Origin of the sequence: Mycobacterium sp. SMC-4, from assembly GCF_050205565.1 — a bacterium.
In the GTDB taxonomy this organism is placed as follows: domain Bacteria; phylum Actinomycetota; class Actinomycetes; order Mycobacteriales; family Mycobacteriaceae; genus Mycobacterium.
Genome location: NZ_JBNMQU010000007.1, coordinates 157839 through 174925, shown reverse-complemented (window position 1 = coordinate 174925; position 17087 = coordinate 157839). Strand labels below are relative to the sequence as shown.

The 17087-nt window shown below is 67.5% G+C and carries 16 protein-coding genes and 1 tRNA gene; 9 read left to right on the top strand and 8 right to left on the bottom strand.

Annotation, left to right across the window (positions count from 1 at the left end; genetic code table 11):
• Position 1 precedes the first annotated feature (1 nt).
• Complete coding sequence (locus ACQI46_RS14280) at positions 2–592, bottom strand: TetR/AcrR family transcriptional regulator (protein WP_427094661.1); 591 nt, start codon at positions 590–592, stop codon at positions 2–4.
• 91 nt (positions 593–683) lie between these two features.
• Between ACQI46_RS14280 and ACQI46_RS14275 the strand changes: the two genes are divergently transcribed.
• The 4 genes from ACQI46_RS14275 to ACQI46_RS14260 all read left to right on the top strand — a co-directional run bounded on the left by ACQI46_RS14275 (position 684) and on the right by ACQI46_RS14260 (position 4988).
• A complete protein-coding gene (locus ACQI46_RS14275) occupies positions 684–1520 on the top strand; it encodes a class I SAM-dependent methyltransferase (protein WP_427094793.1) in 837 nt (278 codons plus the stop codon).
• 217 nt (positions 1521–1737) lie between these two features.
• On the top strand, positions 1738–2823 hold the full coding sequence (pdhA, locus tag ACQI46_RS14270; RefSeq protein ID WP_427094660.1) for a pyruvate dehydrogenase (acetyl-transferring) E1 component subunit alpha: 1086 nt from the start codon (positions 1738–1740) through the stop codon (positions 2821–2823).
• 3 nt (positions 2824–2826) lie between these two features.
• The gene (locus tag ACQI46_RS14265) at positions 2827–3846 is read left to right on the top strand and encodes an alpha-ketoacid dehydrogenase subunit beta (protein ID WP_427094659.1); all 1020 of its coding nucleotides are present in this window, start codon (positions 2827–2829) and stop codon (positions 3844–3846) included.
• Entirely contained in the window at positions 3843–4988 is a 1146-nt protein-coding gene (locus tag ACQI46_RS14260; RefSeq protein WP_427094658.1) for a dihydrolipoamide acetyltransferase family protein, read from the top strand. The genes ACQI46_RS14265 and ACQI46_RS14260 overlap by 4 nt, the downstream gene beginning before the upstream one ends.
• A gap of 1 nt (position 4989) precedes the next feature.
• Here ACQI46_RS14260 and ACQI46_RS14255 read toward each other — a convergent pair whose 3' ends face one another.
• The 6 genes from ACQI46_RS14255 to ACQI46_RS14230 all read right to left on the bottom strand — a co-directional run bounded on the left by ACQI46_RS14255 (position 4990) and on the right by ACQI46_RS14230 (position 9752).
• A complete protein-coding gene (locus ACQI46_RS14255; RefSeq protein WP_427094657.1) occupies positions 4990–5742 on the bottom strand; it encodes an enoyl-CoA hydratase in 753 nt (250 codons plus the stop codon).
• Between the two features lie 4 nt (positions 5743–5746).
• Positions 5747–6520, bottom strand: coding sequence for an acyl-[acyl-carrier-protein] thioesterase (locus ACQI46_RS14250; protein WP_427094656.1), 774 nt, complete (start codon positions 6518–6520; stop codon positions 5747–5749).
• 11 nt (positions 6521–6531) lie between these two features.
• On the bottom strand, positions 6532–7143 hold the full coding sequence (locus tag ACQI46_RS14245) for a class I SAM-dependent methyltransferase (protein WP_427094655.1): 612 nt from the start codon (positions 7141–7143) through the stop codon (positions 6532–6534).
• A gap of 12 nt (positions 7144–7155) precedes the next feature.
• A complete protein-coding gene (locus tag ACQI46_RS14240; RefSeq protein WP_427094654.1) occupies positions 7156–8469 on the bottom strand; it encodes a PE-PPE domain-containing protein in 1314 nt (437 codons plus the stop codon).
• 82 nt (positions 8470–8551) lie between these two features.
• Positions 8552–9280, bottom strand: coding sequence for a dienelactone hydrolase family protein (locus ACQI46_RS14235; RefSeq protein ID WP_427094653.1), 729 nt, complete (start codon positions 9278–9280; stop codon positions 8552–8554).
• 61 nt (positions 9281–9341) lie between these two features.
• The gene (locus ACQI46_RS14230) at positions 9342–9752 is read right to left on the bottom strand and encodes a nuclear transport factor 2 family protein (RefSeq protein ID WP_427094652.1); all 411 of its coding nucleotides are present in this window, start codon (positions 9750–9752) and stop codon (positions 9342–9344) included.
• Positions 9753–9840: 88 nt separating this feature from the next.
• Between ACQI46_RS14230 and ACQI46_RS14225 the strand changes: the two genes are divergently transcribed.
• On the top strand, positions 9841–10626 hold the full coding sequence (locus ACQI46_RS14225) for a TetR/AcrR family transcriptional regulator (protein ID WP_427094651.1): 786 nt from the start codon (positions 9841–9843) through the stop codon (positions 10624–10626).
• Positions 10627–10683: 57 nt separating this feature from the next.
• The gene (locus ACQI46_RS14220; protein ID WP_427094650.1) at positions 10684–11523 is read left to right on the top strand and encodes an alpha/beta fold hydrolase; all 840 of its coding nucleotides are present in this window, start codon (positions 10684–10686) and stop codon (positions 11521–11523) included.
• Between the two features lies 1 nt (position 11524).
• On the opposite strand, the gene ACQI46_RS14215 is transcribed toward ACQI46_RS14220, so the two are convergent.
• Positions 11525–11597, bottom strand: a tRNA-Arg gene (locus ACQI46_RS14215).
• 97 nt (positions 11598–11694) lie between these two features.
• Between ACQI46_RS14215 and ACQI46_RS14210 the strand changes: the two genes are divergently transcribed.
• The 3 genes from ACQI46_RS14210 to ACQI46_RS14200 are packed head-to-tail and all read left to right on the top strand — an operon-like array spanning position 11695 to position 17062.
• Complete coding sequence (locus ACQI46_RS14210; RefSeq protein WP_427094649.1) at positions 11695–13167, top strand: wax ester/triacylglycerol synthase family O-acyltransferase; 1473 nt, start codon at positions 11695–11697, stop codon at positions 13165–13167.
• A 17-nt stretch (positions 13168–13184) separates the two neighbouring features.
• The gene (locus tag ACQI46_RS14205) at positions 13185–14717 is read left to right on the top strand and encodes an HAD-IB family hydrolase (protein ID WP_427094792.1); all 1533 of its coding nucleotides are present in this window, start codon (positions 13185–13187) and stop codon (positions 14715–14717) included.
• A complete protein-coding gene (locus ACQI46_RS14200) occupies positions 14714–17062 on the top strand; it encodes a glycerol-3-phosphate 1-O-acyltransferase (RefSeq protein ID WP_427094648.1) in 2349 nt (782 codons plus the stop codon). The genes ACQI46_RS14205 and ACQI46_RS14200 overlap by 4 nt, the downstream gene beginning before the upstream one ends.
• Positions 17063–17087: the final 25 nt, after the last annotated feature.

The following is a 17087-nucleotide window of genomic DNA, read 5'->3' as shown; positions in this document are numbered from 1 at the left end:
TTCAACGACTCGTGACCAGCGAATTCACGTGCAGTCGAAGGATTCTCCTGATGGTGGATGCCGTTCGGGGGCCGTGAGCGGTCACCGCATCGAGCGACAGGCCAGACAGTAGGGAGGCCAGCCGCTGGGCTTCCAGGCTCGGTTCCGGCACACCCAGGTCTTCGAGCGCCCCGAGCAGGACGGTGTGCAGATCAGCAGCCATCTGCGTCGTGACCGGCCGGAAGGCATCGGTGGTCCGGGACGCTGTGATGAGCTCCATGAGGATCACCGCCTCGCTGTGACGTTCGTCGTCGAGCGGCACCAGTTCCGCCAGGAGCGCGAGCAGGTGACGCCGTAGTGTTGCGCCGTCGCCCGATTCGGGCGGTCTGTGCTTCATGAGGCGCCGACCCATGCGGTCGCCGGCCTCGGTGGCCACGGCAACGACGAGAGATTCGTGGTCCGTGAAGTAGTGGCGCACTGATCCGACATTCAGGCCCGATTCAGAGGCGACCCGGCGAAACGTCGCAGCGGCGAGCCCTTCCCGCATCACCAGACGGAGCGCCGCCTCGGTGATGTGCCGGCGACGCTCAGCGGCATCGATACGCGGTGGCATCGTCGAAGTGTAACGAGACTTCCGTTTTTCTATCACACCTGTGATAAAAAGAGTCACCAATTAGGCCGCTGAGTCGAGACCGAGGTTTGTGATGAATGATGCTGCTGCCCTTGACCTCAACAAGGCGAACTGGGATGAGCGCGCCGATATCCACGCACGGTCTCAGATGTACGACGTGGAAGGCTTTCTGGCCGACAGGTCGATGATCTCGTCGGTGGTCCGAAACGACTTGTCGGTTTTGCAGCCGCACCTTTCCTCGTCGAGTGTGGCCGGCCGGTCCCTGCTGCACCTGCAATGTCATATCGGCACGGACACGGTCTCCTGGGCGCGACTCGGCGCGGTCAATGTCACCGGCTTGGATTTGTCGCCCAACTCTCTGCGTCACGCCCGGCGCATCGCGGAGGCGGACGGTCAGACGATCACGTGGGTTGAAGGCGACGCACGGTTCGCCTCGTCATTGGTGGACGATCGCTTCGACGTCGTCGTGACCAGTGTCGGGACGATCGTCTGGTTGCCGGAGTTGACGGCGTGGGCTCGGTCCATCCACGACCTCCTCGTACCCGGTGGTCTTTTCCTGATCCGAGACGACCACCCGTTATTGGCGGCGATGGAGTTTCGGCCCTGGCAGATCAGCGATGACTACCTCTCGGGTGGCGGCATGAGGGCATATGAAGACGCGGGCACCTACACCGAGAACAGTGGACCGACGATCCGCCAGACGACCAATTGCGAGTGGCGTCACGACCTGAGCGAAGTCATCACCGCACTCTTGGAAGCGAATCTGTGCATCGAGGCAGTCCACGAGCTGCCGTACATGGACTGGCCCGCCTTCGAAGGTCTGATCCGGGATCCGCGAGGATGGGCACTACCGGCGGGCGCTCCACGCATTCCGCTGAACTTCGCGATCGTCGCACGCCGAATGGACTGAAGAGGGGCACGCGGGCCCGCATTGTGGCCTAGTTCACAGTTCATCGGCATACTGGGGGTGCCCCAGCGCTCCGACGGGCAAAGCGCACGTCGAGCCGGCGCCACACCCGGCAACCCGGCCGACCCCCCACACCCGGGGGACAGCTTCTCACGTCGCCGCGCTGAGCACCTCAGTCGCCCGACGGCGCGATCCGCCGTCTGTGACCACAGGAGGCGGTATGGCTGGATTGTCGACGCTCGCCGAAGTCGGTGAGCCGATACAACTGATCGCGCCGGACGGCGCCCCGACCAGCGAAGACAGATACCGAAGAGACCTCCCACCCGAGACGTTGGCCTGGCTCTACGAGTCGATGGTCGTCACCCGCGAACTCGACACCGAGTTCGTGAATCTGCAGCGACAGGGCGAGCTGGCGTTGTTCGCCTCGTGCCGTGGTCAGGAGGCGGCCCAGGTCGGCGCGGCAGCGTGCCTGCGCAAAACCGACTGGCTGTTTCCCCAGTACCGGGAACTGGGCGCATTCCTGGTGCGAGCGATCCCGCCGGCGCAACTCGCGGCGCTGTGGCGGGGCCGCTGGCATGGCGGTCTCGGGTTCACCGACAAGTGCGTCGCACCGGTGGCGATACCGATCGGCACGCACGCGCTGCATGCGGTCGGCGCCGCGATGGCCGCCCAACGGCTGGACGAGAACTCGGTCACCGTGGCGTTCTTCGGCGACGGTGCGACCTCGACGGGCGACGTGCACGAGGCGCTCAACCTCGCGGCGGTGTTCCGTGTCCCGTGTGTCTTCTTCGTGCAGAACAACCAGTGGGCCATCTCGGTCCCGGTCGAGCGGCAACACGCCGGTCCGACACTGGCTCACCGCGCCGCCGGCTACGGCATGCCTGCCGTGCGGGTCGACGGTAACGACGTGCTGGCCTGCTACACGGTGGCCGAACAGGCAGCGATCCGGGCACGCGGAGAGGGTGGCCCCACCTTTGTCGAAGCGGTGACCTACCGGATGGGGCCGCACACCACCTCCGATGACCCGACCCGGTACCGCGCCGACGACGAGGTCGAGCGTTGGCGCGCGCGGGATCCCATCACGCGCTTTCGCACCTACCTAAAGAGCAGCGACGTGTGGACCTCGCGGCTGGAGGAACGGGTGCGCCACCGTGCGCAGCGGCTGCGAACCGAGTTGCGCGACGCGGTGATCGGTGCGCCCGACCTCGACGTCGGCGAGGTGTTCGACACCGTCTACCACGACATCACCCCAGAGGTGGCGCGGCAGCGCGACGAGCTGCTCGCCGAGCTGGCGAAGGAGGCGTGAGCGATGACCCAGCTGATCGAGCGCTCCTCCGGCTTCGATGACGACGTACCCGAGGACGCGCCCCTGTCCATGGCGCAGGCCATCAACCGCGCACTGCACGACGCCATGCGCGCCGATGCACGCGTGCTGGTGTTCGGTGAGGACGTCGCCACTCTGGGCGGCGTCTTCCGCGTCACCGAAGGACTGGCCGAAAGCTTCGGCTCGCAACGGTGTTTCGACACTCCGCTCGCTGAATCGGCGATCATCGGAATCGCCGTCGGCATGGCGATCCGCGGCATGGTCCCAGTGCCGGAGATCCAGTTCGACGGGTTCGCCGCGCCGGCGTTCGACCAGATCGTCAGTCACCTCGCCAAATACCGGATGCGGACCCACGGCGACGTCGACATGCCGGTGACGGTGCGGATCCCGTCGTTCGGCGGAATCGGTGCGGTCGAACATCATTCGGAATCGACCGAGACCTACTGGTTGCACACCGCCGGCCTGAAGGTGGTCACACCGGCCACACCCACGGATGCGTACTGGCTGTTGCGGTACGCGATCACCTGTCCCGATCCGGTCATCTTCCTCGAACCCAAGCGCCGCTACTGGGCCAGAGACATCGTGGACTTCGACAACCCCGCGCCGGGAATCGGGCGCGCCGAGATCCGTCGAAGCGGCGACGACGTCACCGTGATCACCTATGGACCGCTGGTCGCGACGGCGCTCAACGCCGCCGAGATCGGCTCCGCGAGTCTCGAAGTCGTCGATCTGCGCTCGTTGAACCCGTTGGACTTCGACACCGTCGCGGCGTCGGTGCGCAAGACCGGCCGGGCTGTCGTGATGCACGAGGGACCGCGCACGTTGGGCTTCGGTGCCGAACTGGCCGCGCGCATCCAGGAGGAGTGCTTCTACGAGCTGGAAGCTCCGGTGTTGCGCGCCACCGGATTCGACACACCATATCCACCGGCACGGCTGGAGAAGCTCTGGCTACCCGGGGCGGACCGGCTGCTCGACTGTGTCGAGAAGGCGATGGCCCAGCCATGAGCTCTCCGCGGGAGTTCCTGGTCCCAGACCTCGGTGAAGGTCTCGAGGACGCGACGATCATCGAATGGCACGTCGCCGTCGGTGACGACGTCGAACTGAACCAGGCGTTGTGCACCGTGGAGACCAACAAGGCGCAGGTGGAGATTCCGAGCCCGTACGCCGGGCACGTCACCGAACTCGGCGCCCCCGAAGGCCGCACGCTGCCGGTCGGCTCGGTGCTGGTGCGTATCCAAACTGAACAGGCAGCCGACAGCGGGGGAGCACCCGCGCGCAATCCGGTGCTCGTCGGTTACGGCGCCGACGACACCATGGATGGCAGCCGGCGACGCGCTCGCACCAAACCGGCGGTGCGCAAACTGGCCGCCGACCTCGATGTCGACCTCGGTCAGGTCGCTCCGTCCGGCCCGGACGGCATCGTCACCCGCGACGACGTGCTCACCGCCGCGACAACGGCGCGCGCACAGTCGGTCAGCGGAGCCCGCCTCGAGATGGCTCGCCGGATGTCGTTGTCCCGCCGCGAAATCCCGGATGCGACGGCTTCGGTGGAAGTCGACGGCACCGAACTTCTGCTACTGCGTGACCGACTCGTCGAATCAGACGCGCAGGTCACGCCTTTCGTGCTGTTGCTGCGACTGCTCGTCGTCGCGTTACGCCGGCACCCCGTGCTCAATGCCACCTGGTCGGAGACCGCCGACGGTCCTCGCGTCGACATCCACGACGCGGTGCACCTCGGTGTGGCCGTTGCCGCGCCGCGCGGCCTGCTGGTTCCGGTCGTGACCGACGCACAGGCCCGCACCACCCGTCGGCTCGCCGACGAGGTGGCCCGCCTGGTGGCCGCAGCCCGGGACGGCAGCCTCAAACCTGGTGAGATGCAGGGTTCGACGTTCACCGTGTCGAATTTCGGTGCGCTCGGCCTGGATGACGGCGTCCCGGTGATCAACCATCCCGAGGCGGCGATCCTGGGTGTCGGCGCATTGAAACCGCGGCCGGTGGTCGTCGACGGAGCAGTCGTCGCGCGCCCCACGATGCGCTTGACATGCGTGTTCGACCATCGGGTCACCGACGGCGCTCAGGCGGCCGGGTTTCTCGGAGAGCTACGCGAACTCGTCGAGGCGCCGCAGTTGGCGCTCCTCGATCTCTGAGCTACTTGCGTTTGGCTGCGGCCAGACGTGCCGCGAATTCCGGTGACTCGATCGAGCGGGCCTGCGGCACGATCTCGATGTCGACGGCGATCCGGTGCTGCTCAGTGTCGACGGTGCCTGGATTGGCGGTGGCCCGCATCGAGGCCTTGGTGTTCACCACGACGTCGCGCGGCGCCGCGGCCGGGCCGGCCGCCAGGTCCCGGGCGGCGCCCACCGGGTCGTCGGCGACTTCCAGTGCCAGACCGTGGCGCACCGCGGCCTCGGCATCGAAGCGCATGCCGAAGAGCAGCGCCGCGCGGGCCGCCTGCGGCCCGACGATCCGGTGCAGCATCCAGGTCGCACCGCCGCCGGGATGGATACCGAGCTTTTGGAAGCGGGGGTCGAACGTCGCGCCCGGTCCGGCGATGCGGACGTCGGCCGCCAGCGCCAGGTTCAGTCCGGCACCGACAGCCGGTCCGTTGACCGCGGCGATGGTGGGCAGCGCGCAGTTGGCGACCGCCAGGAATCCGTCGTAGATGACCCGCAGCCCGTCTTCGGTCGCCGCGCCGAGCGCGGTCAGGTCGGCTCCGGCGCAGAACGCCTTGCCGGCACCGGTGACGATCACCGCGTGCACGTCGGGATCGGCTTCGGCGCGCTCGACCGCCGCGCGCAACGCCGCGGAGATCTCGGCGGTCACCGCGTTCCGCCGGTCGGGGGCGTTGATGGTGATCAGCGCGACGCGGTCGGCGACCTCTGTCAGTACGAGTTCGGACACCCGCTCAGCGTATCGGCAGCCTGCACAGCAGAGCCGCCGCCCGCACGTCGTCACCCACCGCAAGCGCGATGTGCACCTCGGGGGAGCGCGGACCTGCGCGGCGCACCCAGCGGATGGTGACGTCCTCGCCGTACTTGATCGGTTTGCGGTACTCGATCACGGCACGGTATGGCGGCGTGCACACCTCGGGGGTGGCGGCGATCACCTCGTGGATGGCGTGCCAGTAGGCCGTGTTGGTGACGTGTTCGAAGAGGTCAATGTCGGTGCGGCGCAATGCGAAGGGGAGCGCCTGATCGGTGTCGTCGGGATTGTGTAGCCACGGTCGCCACTTGAGGCGGTGTTCGTCGGTCGTGGTGGCGAACTTCTCGATCAACGAGTCTGTGGCGCGTTGCGGCGTCAGGGTTTTCGCGTTCATCGCGATCCAGAAGCCTTCGGTCTCGATGCGGCCGCCGTCGCTGCCGACGAGATCGACGCGCATCGTGCACCAGCGCAGCGACAGCGCCGAGCACCACCGGCTGAACGACACTTCGTTGGGGAACTCGATCGGCTCGATCACGTCGATGACGGTGCGCTGCACGAGCCAGTGCGGGTGTGCTTCGGCTTCGCCGGCGTCGACGAGGTTCTCCGCCCCGACCTCCTGGATGTAGCGGGCGACGCCGTCCAGTCGCAGATTCAGGTCACCGCCGATGTCGCCGGTGGCCACCCGCCACGCAGTGCGGTAGACGTAGCCGGATTCGGGCATGGCGGCGAGGCGGTCCTCGGCGGGGTTCGTGGGCATCGCAGGCGAGCCTACGGACGGGCCATGTGCCCGCACGCGGTTTTCCGCCACCGCAGCAGGTAGCGGTAGTAGAGACCACGGCGCACGGCAGCATCGGGGAGGACATCATCGGTGATTCGCCGTATTTCCCTCAGACTCTCCGCTGGTCGTGCGACGGCCACCCCGATGTCGCGGGTTTCGCCGTGTATCCGAGAGCCCAGGCGGACCGCTGGCAGGCACAGCGCCGACCAGACCCAGTCAGCGACTGAGGTATTCGCGCTGAGCCCGACGATTGCGAGCTCCCCGCCGGGCCGTAAGAGGTCGCGGGCTTTGCACAGCGACGCCCGCAAATCCATGTGGTGAACGGTGGCGACGAAGGTGATGAGATCGAATCGGGGCTGCACCGGCCCGTATTCCTGGAACGAGACCTGACGTACGTCGGCCCGTCCCGCCAGCCGGGTCCGCGCCAGACGAAGGGGAGCCGGGTCGGGGTCGATGGCGGTGACCGAACGTGACACCGGTACCAGGCGTTGGGCCAGCAGGCCGTCGCCGCATCCGACGTCCAGCACATCGCCGCGATGCTCCTCGGCGATGCTGATCAGCCACGGGTGGTAGGCGGTGTTGTGATTCCAGTAGTCATCCACGGGTGCACTGGGTCATCGGCTTGACCGGTCCGACCCGTTCCTCGAGGGGCGCCTGTCGCGCTGAGTCGCACCCGAGGAGGCCGACTCGGACTCGGCCGAGGAAGCGCGGACGCCGATGGTCGGCTCCGGAGTCTTCCCGTCCACCTCTTGCGCCGGCGCCTCTTCGGGAACGTCATCCTCGGCAGCACGTTCGTCGTCGGAAGCGTCGGCCTGCTCCTCGCGGTCCGGGCTGGTCGTGTCGATGCCTACGGATCCTTGAGAATCATTGTCCCGCAACGTGTCCAATCCTTCGCGTATGGCGGTGGGCACCTTGGCCGCGGTCTGGGCCAGCTCACCCCACGACGGCATCAGTCGCGCCGGACGGTATCGGCTCGGGTCCGACGGGATCGGGTTGCCGTCGTAGTACGCGGAGTCGACGATGACCTTGAGCAGGGGCGCCGAGACATCGGCGATGGTGTCGCCCAGGACTTGTCGGATCAACCGGGTCAGCGGCAGCTCGTCGGTGGTGTAGGTGACGTAGGTGGTGTTGCCGCGGGTGGTCACGTACGCCGCGACGCGTTCGCCCTCAGGTGTGTCGCAGCGGGCGTCGGGGCAGGGGAGAGCCTCGGCTTCGCCGACCAGGAGCGCGCAGGTGTTGGCGGTGCCGCAGGTGACTGTCGGTCGGCCCGCCACATCGACGGGCAGCTCGATCTGGGTCTGGTCGCGGTAGTCGTAGAGATAGGCGACCAGTGAGTTGACGTGCGCGACCAGGTTCAGCAGGTCGGCGGGTGCGTTGGAGTTGTAGTTGTACTGGTAGGCGATGTCGACGACGGCCGCCGCGGCGCTCAGCGCCGGAGACGGGAACGGGTTCACTCCGATCAGCGCGAACAGCGGGTAACGAGTCCCGAAGCCGCCATCGGGTCGGGAGACGTTGTTGTCGAGGATGAACACGGTGTTCGACAGAACCGGGGCGTCTTCGCGGTCCAGCCGGCTGAGGACCCGACTGGCGTGTGCGGCACCCCATCCGGAGGACAAGACGGCGTTGGCGTCGTCGGGGCGGGCCAGCAGGGCGTCGCGGATGGCCGCCGTACCGCCGAGGAAGTTCACGCCGACCAGATCAGGTCCCGCGGCTCCGCCGGGGTTGTACGGCGCCTGGTTGAACAGGCCGCCGAAGAAGTCCTCGTTTCCGGAGGGGTCGGGTCGCGTCGAGCTGCCGACGACGATCAGCGCGGCCGGGTCCACCGGCCGTGAGGTGATCGTGGTCGTGGGGGTGACGGTGGTCGCCGCGAAGACGGCAGCCACACCGAGCGCGGTCATGCCCGCGGCCGCACCGCTGAATTTGCTCATCCGTCCGGTTCCCTCCCCGACGCGTCGGGCAGTACCGTATCGCGAATAGGGTGCGCGGGGCGAGTATTGGTCGGTGTGCTCGCTATTCGGAGGCGAAACACTCCTCGAGGAAGTGGCCCAACGAGGTCCACGCGCGCCGGGCGGCGGTTTCGCTGTATTGGATCCCGCGCGCCGGGTCGGCTGCCCACGGCGCCATGAATGCGTGCATGGTGTTGCCGTAGGCGTGCAGTTGCCAGTCGATACCGCGCGCCGAGAACTCTTGTCCCAGCGCGACGACGTCCCCGGGCGGGGCGTGCGGGTCGTCCCAGCCGTGGAACACCGCGATCTTCGCGGTGACGGCCGGGGATTCGGCGTCCCTCGGTGGCGGTGCGGTCAACAGGCCGTGGAAGCTGCCCACGCCGACCACTGGGTGACCCGCGCGGGCCAGGTCGAGGACGCACAACCCGCCGAAACAGAACCCGATGGCCGCCACGCGGGTGGCGTCGATCTGCGGCGCCGCGGTCAGCGTCGCGAAGACGGTGTCCAGCCGACGGGCCAGCGCCGCGCGATCCTCGAGGAAGCCGGCCATGGCCGCCGTCGTCGACTCCAGACCGCCGCGGCTGACGTCCTCGCCGAACAGATCGACGGCCACGGCCCGGTATCCCCATTCGGTCAGGCGCTCAGCGAAGTGCACCTGCGCTTCGCTGCGTCCTTCCATCCCGTGGAAGACCAGCACCGTAGGCGCCTCGGTGGCCGTTTCGTCTTGCACCAGAACGGAATCGAAACTCGAGCCGTCGATGTCGTGCCGCAACGACGTGTGCTGTACCGCCATGCACCGACCCTTGCATGTGTGCCTGCGCGGCACAGCCGTTTTCGCTGCTCGCGTAACCGTGCTAGCCCGGGACGGACTCGCCCCACCCGCCCTGCACCATCGTCTGGAATTTCCATCGGCCGCCGCACCGGACGAGCAGATCGCCGTACCGGACGTGCTGGCTGTGGCCGCCCGCGGTGATCGTCGCGTCGGTGATGACGAAGACGAGGTTCTCGTTGATGAAGTGCGGGGTGCGCACCGACTCCATCGCGACATCGTCCGCGCCGCCGAGCTGCTCGGTCATCTGAGCGATGAACCTGTCGCGGTCGCACGACTCGGCCTGGCCGTCGGTGACCTCGTTGAGCGGGAACATCGCCTGCTCGGCCATCCCGTCGACGTCTTTGGCGACGGTCAGCGCGTCGTAGCGCGCGAACCACGCCAGGACGTCGTCGACCTCAGCGGGGGACGCAATGTAGGCGGCGTCAACGGACATCAGGAACTTCCTCTCCTTCACGTACGAAGTACGGTGTACAACGTACAGGATTCTGGAAGGCGTGGCCAGAAGAGCTACGATCGGCCGGATGAACAGGCGCGGAGCAACTCCGGACCGGACCAGCGCGGGCGACCCTGCCCGCACCCTGGAGTTGTTGTGGCGTGTTTCCGGCGAAGGACGCGCGAACAGGGGGCCGAAGCAGCGCATCACCGTCGATCAGGTCGTCGGCGCCGCGATCGAGATCGCCGACACCGCCGGACTCGGCGCGCTCACCATGCGTGCCGTGGCCGCCCAGCTGGGCATCGCGACCATGGCCACCTACACCTACGTGCCCGGTAAAGCCGAACTGCTCGACCTCATGCTCGACACGGTCTATGCGCAGATGCCGCGTTCGGATCTGAGCGACATGCCATGGAGACAACGGGTTTCGGCGATCGCCGGCGAAAATCGAGACATGCTCGAGCAGCATCCGTGGGTGGCGTCGCTGGCGACCACCCGCCCGCCGCTGGGCCCCGGGATGATGGCGAAGTACGACCACGAGCTGGGGGCCTTCGACGGGCTCGGCCTGACCGACCTGCAGATGGACGCGGCGCTGACGTATGTGTTGGGCTTCGTCGCGGCGGTGGCGCGCATCGCGATCGACACGCGAGAGGCCGGTACTGACAGCGGCATGACCGACCAGATGTGGTGGGAGCGTGCCGGACCACTGTTGGCCAAGGTCTTCGACGCCGACCGCTACCCGTTGGCTGCCCGCGTGGGCGCGGCCGCAGGCCAGGCGCACGACAGCGCGTACAGCGCCGAACACGCCTATGAGTTCGGGCTCGCGCGGGTACTGGACGGACTGGCGCCGGTGATCGAGGCCGCATCTCGGTAGCGATCGTGGCCGGCGGGGTACAGCTGTTGCGAACCCGAGCCGAGAGGACACCTGTCGATGACCGCGATCACCGCGTACCGAGGCCTGCTCCGCACCACCAAGCTGCACGTCGACGACACCGGCGGATCCGGACGTCCCGTCGTGTTGATCCACGGGTGGCCGTGGAACGCCGACTCGTGGGCGGCCCAGGTCGACGCGTTGCGTGCGGCCGGCCACCGGGTGATCACCTACGACCGGCGCGGTTTCGGACGCAGCGACAAGCCGCTGATCGGCTACACCTACGAGATGCTCTCCGACGACCTGGCCGCGGTCCTCGACGAACTCGATCTGCACGACGTCACGCTGGTCGGCTACTCGATGGGCGGCGGCGAGGTGGCCAGTTACTGCGCACGCTACGGGGTGGCCCGGCTGCGCAGCGTGGTCTTCGCGTCGTCGGTCACGCCGTTCATGTCCCAGCGCAAGGACAATCCCGACGGCCCCCTGACGGCGACGCAGGCCGCGAAGATGGCCACGGCACTGACCACCAACCAAGACGCGTTCTACGAGCAGATGATGACCGACGTGTTCTCCGCCGACGGCCGGCTGATGGTGACCGAGGACCAACGGCAACAAGCGCTGACCATGTGCGCCGAGGCGTCCAAACCGGCCGCCCTGGCGTGCATGGCCGCCTTCGGCGGCACCGACTTTCGCGAAGATCTGCCCAAGGTCACCGTGCCCAGCCTGGTCATCCACGGCGACGCCGACGGCACCGTGCCGTTCGACGGCTCGGGTAGGCGCACCCACGAGGCGCTGCCGGACTCCCGGCTGCACGTCGTCGCCGGGGGACCCCACGGCATCCCCGTCAGCCATGCCGACGAGTTCAACGACGTGCTGTTGAAATTCCTCGCTGAGGTCTGAGCGCCCCCGGCAGGGATCGAACCTGCGACCAACCGCTTAGAAGGCGGCTGCTCTATCCGCTGAGCTACGGAGGCAGCGCCGAGCAGTGTATCTCGCGCCTCGCCAGGGACGGCCGCGGCAACGGCACTAAAGCCGCCTCCGAGGACACGGCTGCCGACTACTTTGGTGCGCATGAGCAACACGCCGGAGCTGGACGCGGCCGGACTTCCGGAGGAGTTGAGCCCGCTCGACCAGATCCTGCATCGCGGAGAAGCCAACCCGCGCACCCGCTCGGGGATCCTCACCGTCGAACTCCTCGACGTCGCACCGGACTGGAACCAGCTGCGCACCCGTTTCGAGCATGCGTCACGCAAGGTGCTGCGGCTGCGGCAGAAGGTGGTCACGCCGACACTGCCGACGGTGGCCCCGCGCTGGGTCGTCGATCCGGACTTCAACCTCGACTACCACGTGCGACGAGTGCGCGCGCCGCACCCGGGAACATGGCGCCAGGTGATGGATCTGGCCGAGGTCTCCGCACAGTCGCCCTTGGACATATCCCGCCCGCTGTGGACGGCCACGCTCATCGAGGGGCTACAGGACGACCGGGCGGCGCTGATGGTGCATCTCAGCCATGCCGTCACCGACGGGGTCGGAGGTGTGGAGATGTTCGCCACGCTCTACGACTTCGAGCGCGAACCCGAGCCGCAGGTTGCGCCGCCGCTGCCGATCCCGTCGGACCTCTCACCCACAGATTTGATGCGGGCGGGACTGAACCGCCTGCCGAGCACGTTCGCCGGCGGAGTGCGCGGCGCGTTGTTCGGCGCCGCCCAGGCCGTGGGTCACGTTGTGCGCGACCCTGTCTCGCGCGTCGGCAGCGCCATCGACTACGCATTCTCGGGCGCCCGGGTCATCGGCTCGGTCGCCGACCCGTCGCCGATCCTGCGCCGGCGCAGCCTCTCGTCGCGCAGCGAGGCCATCGACATCGAGTTCGGTGACCTCTACCGGGCCGCCAAGTCCGCCGGCGGGTCGATCAACGACGCCTACCTCGCCGGATTGTGCGGCGCGCTACGCCTCTACCACCGCGCCAAGGGGGTCCCCGTCGAGACGCTGCCGATGGCGGTGCCGGTCAATCTCCGCTCCGAGGCAGACCCGGCCGGCGGCAACCGATTCGTCGGAGTGAACCTCGCCGCGCCAATAGGTATCGCCGACCCGTCAGTCCGGATCCAGGACATCCGCTCACAGATGACGCGCAAACGGGACGAGCGGGCCCTTGACCTCGTCGGGGCGATCGCCCCGCTGGTCAGCCTGCTGCCCGACGCCGTTCTCGAGACCATGGCCGGATCGATCGTCAACTCCGACGTGCAGGCCAGCAACGTACCCGTCTACGCCGGCGACACCTACATCGCGGGCGCGAAAGTGTTGCGTCAGTACGGTCTTGGGCCGCTACCGGGAGTGGCGATGATGGTGGTCCTGGTGTCGCGCTCCGGGTACTGCACCATCACCGCACGCTACGACAGGGCATCGATCATCGACCCGGACCTGTTCGCCCAGTGCCTGCTGGACGGGTTCGATGAAGTCCTCGCTCTCGGCGGCGACGGCCGGGCGGTTCCGGCCACGTTCACCGCGTCGTCCACGTCCCTGCCACGGAACGGAAGCAAGCAATGACGTCGCCTCACGGCGAGATGCGTTTACCGGGTTCGGTCGCCGAGATCATGGCCAGCCCCGAAGGGCCTCAGATCGGTGCATTCTTCGACCTGGACGGCACGCTCGTCGCCGGCTTCACCGGTGTGGTGATGACTCAGGACCGCTTGCGCCGCCGCCAGATGTCGGTCGGCGAGTTCATCGGCATGGTGCAGGCGGGTCTGAACCACCGGCTCGGCCGCGCCGAGTTCGAGGATCTGATCGGCAAGGGCGCACGGATGCTGCGGGGCAACTCCATGGACGACGTCGACGAACTCGCCGAAAGGTTGTTCGTCCAGAAGATCGTCAGCCGCATCTATCCCGAGATGCGGGAACTGGTCCGCGCACACATGGCCCGCGGCCACACGGTGGTACTCAGTTCGTCGGCGCTGACGGTGCAGGTCGGGCCGGTCGCGCGGTTCCTCGGCATCGACAACGTGCTGAGCAACAGATTCGAAACCGACGAGGACGGGCTGATCACCGGCCAGGTGCAGCGCCCGATCATCTGGGGACCCGGAAAAGCGCGTGCCGTCCAGGAATTCGCCACGGCACACAACATCGATCTGTCCGAGAGCTACTTCTACGCCGACGGGGACGAAGACGTCGCGCTGATGTATCTGGTCGGCCATCCCCGTCCCACCAACCCGGAAGGCAAGATGGCCGCCGTCGCGGCCAAACGCGGCTGGCCGGTGCTGCGCTTCAGCAGCCGAAGCGGCGCCAGCCCGATGTCGCAGCTGCGCACCGCCGCCGGTGTCGCCTCCATGGTGCCCATCGCCGCCAGCGCGTTGGGCGTCGGGCTGCTGACCCGCAGCAAGCGCACCGGCGTGAACTTCTTCACCTCGATGTTCGGGCGCACGCTGCTCAACACGGTCGGCATCAACCTGCAAGTCCTGGGCAAAGAGAACCTGACCGCGCAGCGGCCGGCAGTGTTCCTCTTCAACCACCGCAACCAGGCCGACCCGCTGATCGCGGGCCGACTGGTCGAAAGCGGCTTCACCACAGTGGGCAAGAAGGAACTCGAGCGCGACCCGATCGTCGGCACCATCGGCAAGATCCTCGACGCCGCGTTCATCGACCGCGAAGACCCCGAGAAAGCGGTGGAAGGCCTCAGAAAAGTCGAAGACCTTGCCCGCCAAGGCATCTCGATTCTCATCGCACCGGAGGGCACCCGGCTGGACACCACCGAGGTCGGGCCCTTCAAGAAGGGTCCCTTCCGCATCGCGATGTCGGTCGGTATTCCGATCGTGCCCATCGTGATCCGTAACGCCGAGGTGATCGCCGCCCGCGACTCGAGCACCTTCAACCCCGGCACCGTCGACGTCGTCGTCTACCCGCCCATCCCGGTCGACGACTGGACTCACGAGAACCTGCCCGAGCGCATCGAGGAGATCCGCCAGCTCTACCTGGACACGTTGAAGAACTGGCCGCACGACGAACTCCCTGTCCCGGACCTGTACACCCGCCCCGGGAAGCGGCCCAAACCGGCCAAGAAGAAGCCCGCCGCCAAGCGTGCGGGCAGCACGGGACCGTCATGAAGGTACGGCCGGACGACTTCACGGCGTTCACCGCCACCGACGACACCCTGGTGTTGGCTTCGGTGTCCTCACCCGCCGAGGAGCGCTTGCTCAGCGATTGGCTGCAGCAACAGCGCCGCCTGCATCCCGACGCCCGGATCGAGGTCCTCAAACTTCCCGTCGACGACGATCCACCGTTCGGCGTGCTGGCCCAACTCGTCGAGTTGCTGCAGGACCATCGGGACCGGTGGGTGGTCCCGGTGCGCGTGTTCTGGGTCCCCGGCGGCCTGCCGACCCGATCGAAGGTCGTCGCGTTGTTGTCGGGGCGCGACACCTACCGACCGCCGCCGGTACTGCAGAGCAGCATTCTGCGCAGGGACCCGTCGAGGGCGCGTGTCGTGGCCGGTGACCCGGCGAAGGTCTCGGAACTGCGACAGCACTGGGCCGACACCACCGTTGCCGAAAATCCCCGTGAATTCGCACGTTTCGTCCTGCGCAGGGCAGTCCTGGCGATCGAGCGGGTCGAGTTGCGGCTGCTCGGACCGGAGTACAAGTCACCGCGGTTGATCAAGCCCGAGGTGCTGTCGTCGGCGAGGTTCCGCGAGGGCCTCGAGAAGATCCCCGACGCCACCGTCGAACGAGCCGGCGAGATGCTCGACGAGCTCAGCACCGGGTGGAGCAGGTTCTCCGTCGACCTCATCCCGGCCCTGGGGCGGGCGATCTTCAGCAGGGGGTTCGACCCGAACATCGACTATGAGCGCTTCGAGATCGAGGCGATGCGCCGAGGGCTGGAGAACCATCCCGCCGTGCTGTTGTTCTCCCACCGGTCCTACCTCGACGGTGTGATCGTGCCGGTCGCCATGCAGGAGAACCGGCTGCCCCCGGTGCACACGTTCGCCGGCATCAATCTGTCCTTCGGCGCGATGGGGCCGTTGCTGCGGCGCTCAGGGGTCATCTTCATCCGCCGCAAACTCGACGACCCGCTCTACAAATACGTGCTGCGCCAATTCGTCGGCTACATCGTCGAGAAGCGGTTCAACCTCAGCTGGTCGATCGAAGGCACCCGTTCCCGCACCGGAAAGATGTTGCCGCCCAAGCTCGGTCTGTTGGCCTACGTCGCCGACGCCTATCTGGATGGCCGTAGTGACGACATCCTGCTGCAGCCGGTGTCCATCAGCTTCGACCAGCTGCACGAGACCGCCGAGTACGCGGCCTACGCCCGCGGCGGGGAGAAGACCCCTGAGGGGTTGTCCTGGCTCTACAACTTCATCAAGGCTCAGGGCGAACGCAACTACGGCAAGATCTACGTCCGTTTCCCCGCCGCGGTGTCGATGCGCGAATACCTCGGCGAACCGCACGGCCCGATGACCACCGACGACGCCGGCAAGCGCCTGGCGCTGCAGAAGATGGCCTTCGAAGTGGCCTGGCGGATCCTGCAGGTGACCCCGGTCAACGCCACGGCGTTGGTGTCGGGGCTGCTGCTGAGCACCCGCGGCATCGCGTTGACCCTCGATCAGGTGCACCACACGCTGCAGGACTCGCTGGACTACCTGGAACGCAAGCACACGCCGATGACCAACAGCGCGTTGCGGCTGCGCGCGCCCGAGGGTGTGCGCGCCGCGCTGGACGCGCTGTCCGGGGGGCACCCCGTCACGCGGGTCGACGGGGGCCGCGAACCGGTGTGGCACATCGCCCCGCAGGACGAGCTCGAAGCCGCGTTCTACCGCAACTCCATGATCGACGCTTTTCTCGAGACGTCGCTGGCCGAACTCGCGCTCGCGTACGCCGCGCACGCCGACGGCGACCGGGTGGAGGCCTTCTGGAACCAGGTAATGCGGCTGCGTGATCTGTTGAAGTTCGAGTTCTACTTCGCCGACTCCGCCGCGTATCGCGAGCACGTCGCCGCCGAGATGGACGCCTACGAACACTGGGAGAGCGACGTCGCCGCCGGCGGTGAACGCATCGACGCGCTGTTGCGGGCCAAACGGCCCGCGATCGCCGGGCCACTCATCCGGCCGTTCTTCGAGGCCTACCAGATCGTCGCCGACGCGCTCATCGACGCCGACGTCGACATCTCGGAGAAGGATCTGACCGCCAAGGCCCTCGGGTTGGGGCAGCAGTACATCGCGCAGGGCCTGGTCCAGAGCGCCGAGGCGGTGTCGGCGCTGCTGTTCGCGACCGCCCGGCAGGTGGCCGCCGACCAGGACCTTCTGGCGCCCGCCGCCGACCTGGCCGAGCGCCGCAGGGCGTTCCGCCGCGAGTTGCGCGGGATCCTGACCGACATGGACACCGTCGACCGCTACGCGCGCAAGCAGTTCTTCGCTCGTGAGCGCCGCCGCCGTGAGGAGCGCCACCAGGTGGTCTGAGAAAACGCCCCCGCCGAGGCCATAC

What these genes read in the sequence shown, in the direction of transcription:
- ACQI46_RS14210 (WP_427094649.1), top strand. Translation starts at nt 11,695, where the DNA reads ATGAGCAACACGCCGGAGCTGGACGCGGCCGGACTTCCGGAGGAGTTG.
- ACQI46_RS14205 (WP_427094792.1), top strand. Translation starts at nt 13,185, where the DNA reads ATGCGTTTACCGGGTTCGGTCGCCGAGATCATGGCCAGCCCCGAAGGG.
- ACQI46_RS14220 (WP_427094650.1), top strand. Translation starts at nt 10,684, where the DNA reads ATGACCGCGATCACCGCGTACCGAGGCCTGCTCCGCACCACCAAGCTG.
- ACQI46_RS14250 (WP_427094656.1), bottom strand. Translation starts at nt 6,520, where the DNA reads ATGCCCACGAACCCCGCCGAGGACCGCCTCGCCGCCATGCCCGAATCC.
- ACQI46_RS14240 (WP_427094654.1), bottom strand. Translation starts at nt 8,469, where the DNA reads ATGAGCAAATTCAGCGGTGCGGCCGCGGGCATGACCGCGCTCGGTGTG.
- ACQI46_RS14235 (WP_427094653.1), bottom strand. Translation starts at nt 9,280, where the DNA reads ATGGCGGTACAGCACACGTCGTTGCGGCACGACATCGACGGCTCGAGT.
- ACQI46_RS14280 (WP_427094661.1), bottom strand. Translation starts at nt 592, where the DNA reads ATGCCACCGCGTATCGATGCCGCTGAGCGTCGCCGGCACATCACCGAG.
- ACQI46_RS14275 (WP_427094793.1), top strand. Translation starts at nt 684, where the DNA reads ATGAATGATGCTGCTGCCCTTGACCTCAACAAGGCGAACTGGGATGAG.
- pdhA (WP_427094660.1), top strand. Translation starts at nt 1,738, where the DNA reads ATGGCTGGATTGTCGACGCTCGCCGAAGTCGGTGAGCCGATACAACTG.
- ACQI46_RS14260 (WP_427094658.1), top strand. Translation starts at nt 3,843, where the DNA reads ATGAGCTCTCCGCGGGAGTTCCTGGTCCCAGACCTCGGTGAAGGTCTC.
- ACQI46_RS14230 (WP_427094652.1), bottom strand. Translation starts at nt 9,752, where the DNA reads ATGTCCGTTGACGCCGCCTACATTGCGTCCCCCGCTGAGGTCGACGAC.
- ACQI46_RS14200 (WP_427094648.1), top strand. Translation starts at nt 14,714, where the DNA reads ATGAAGGTACGGCCGGACGACTTCACGGCGTTCACCGCCACCGACGAC.
- ACQI46_RS14225 (WP_427094651.1), top strand. Translation starts at nt 9,841, where the DNA reads ATGAACAGGCGCGGAGCAACTCCGGACCGGACCAGCGCGGGCGACCCT.
- ACQI46_RS14265 (WP_427094659.1), top strand. Translation starts at nt 2,827, where the DNA reads ATGACCCAGCTGATCGAGCGCTCCTCCGGCTTCGATGACGACGTACCC.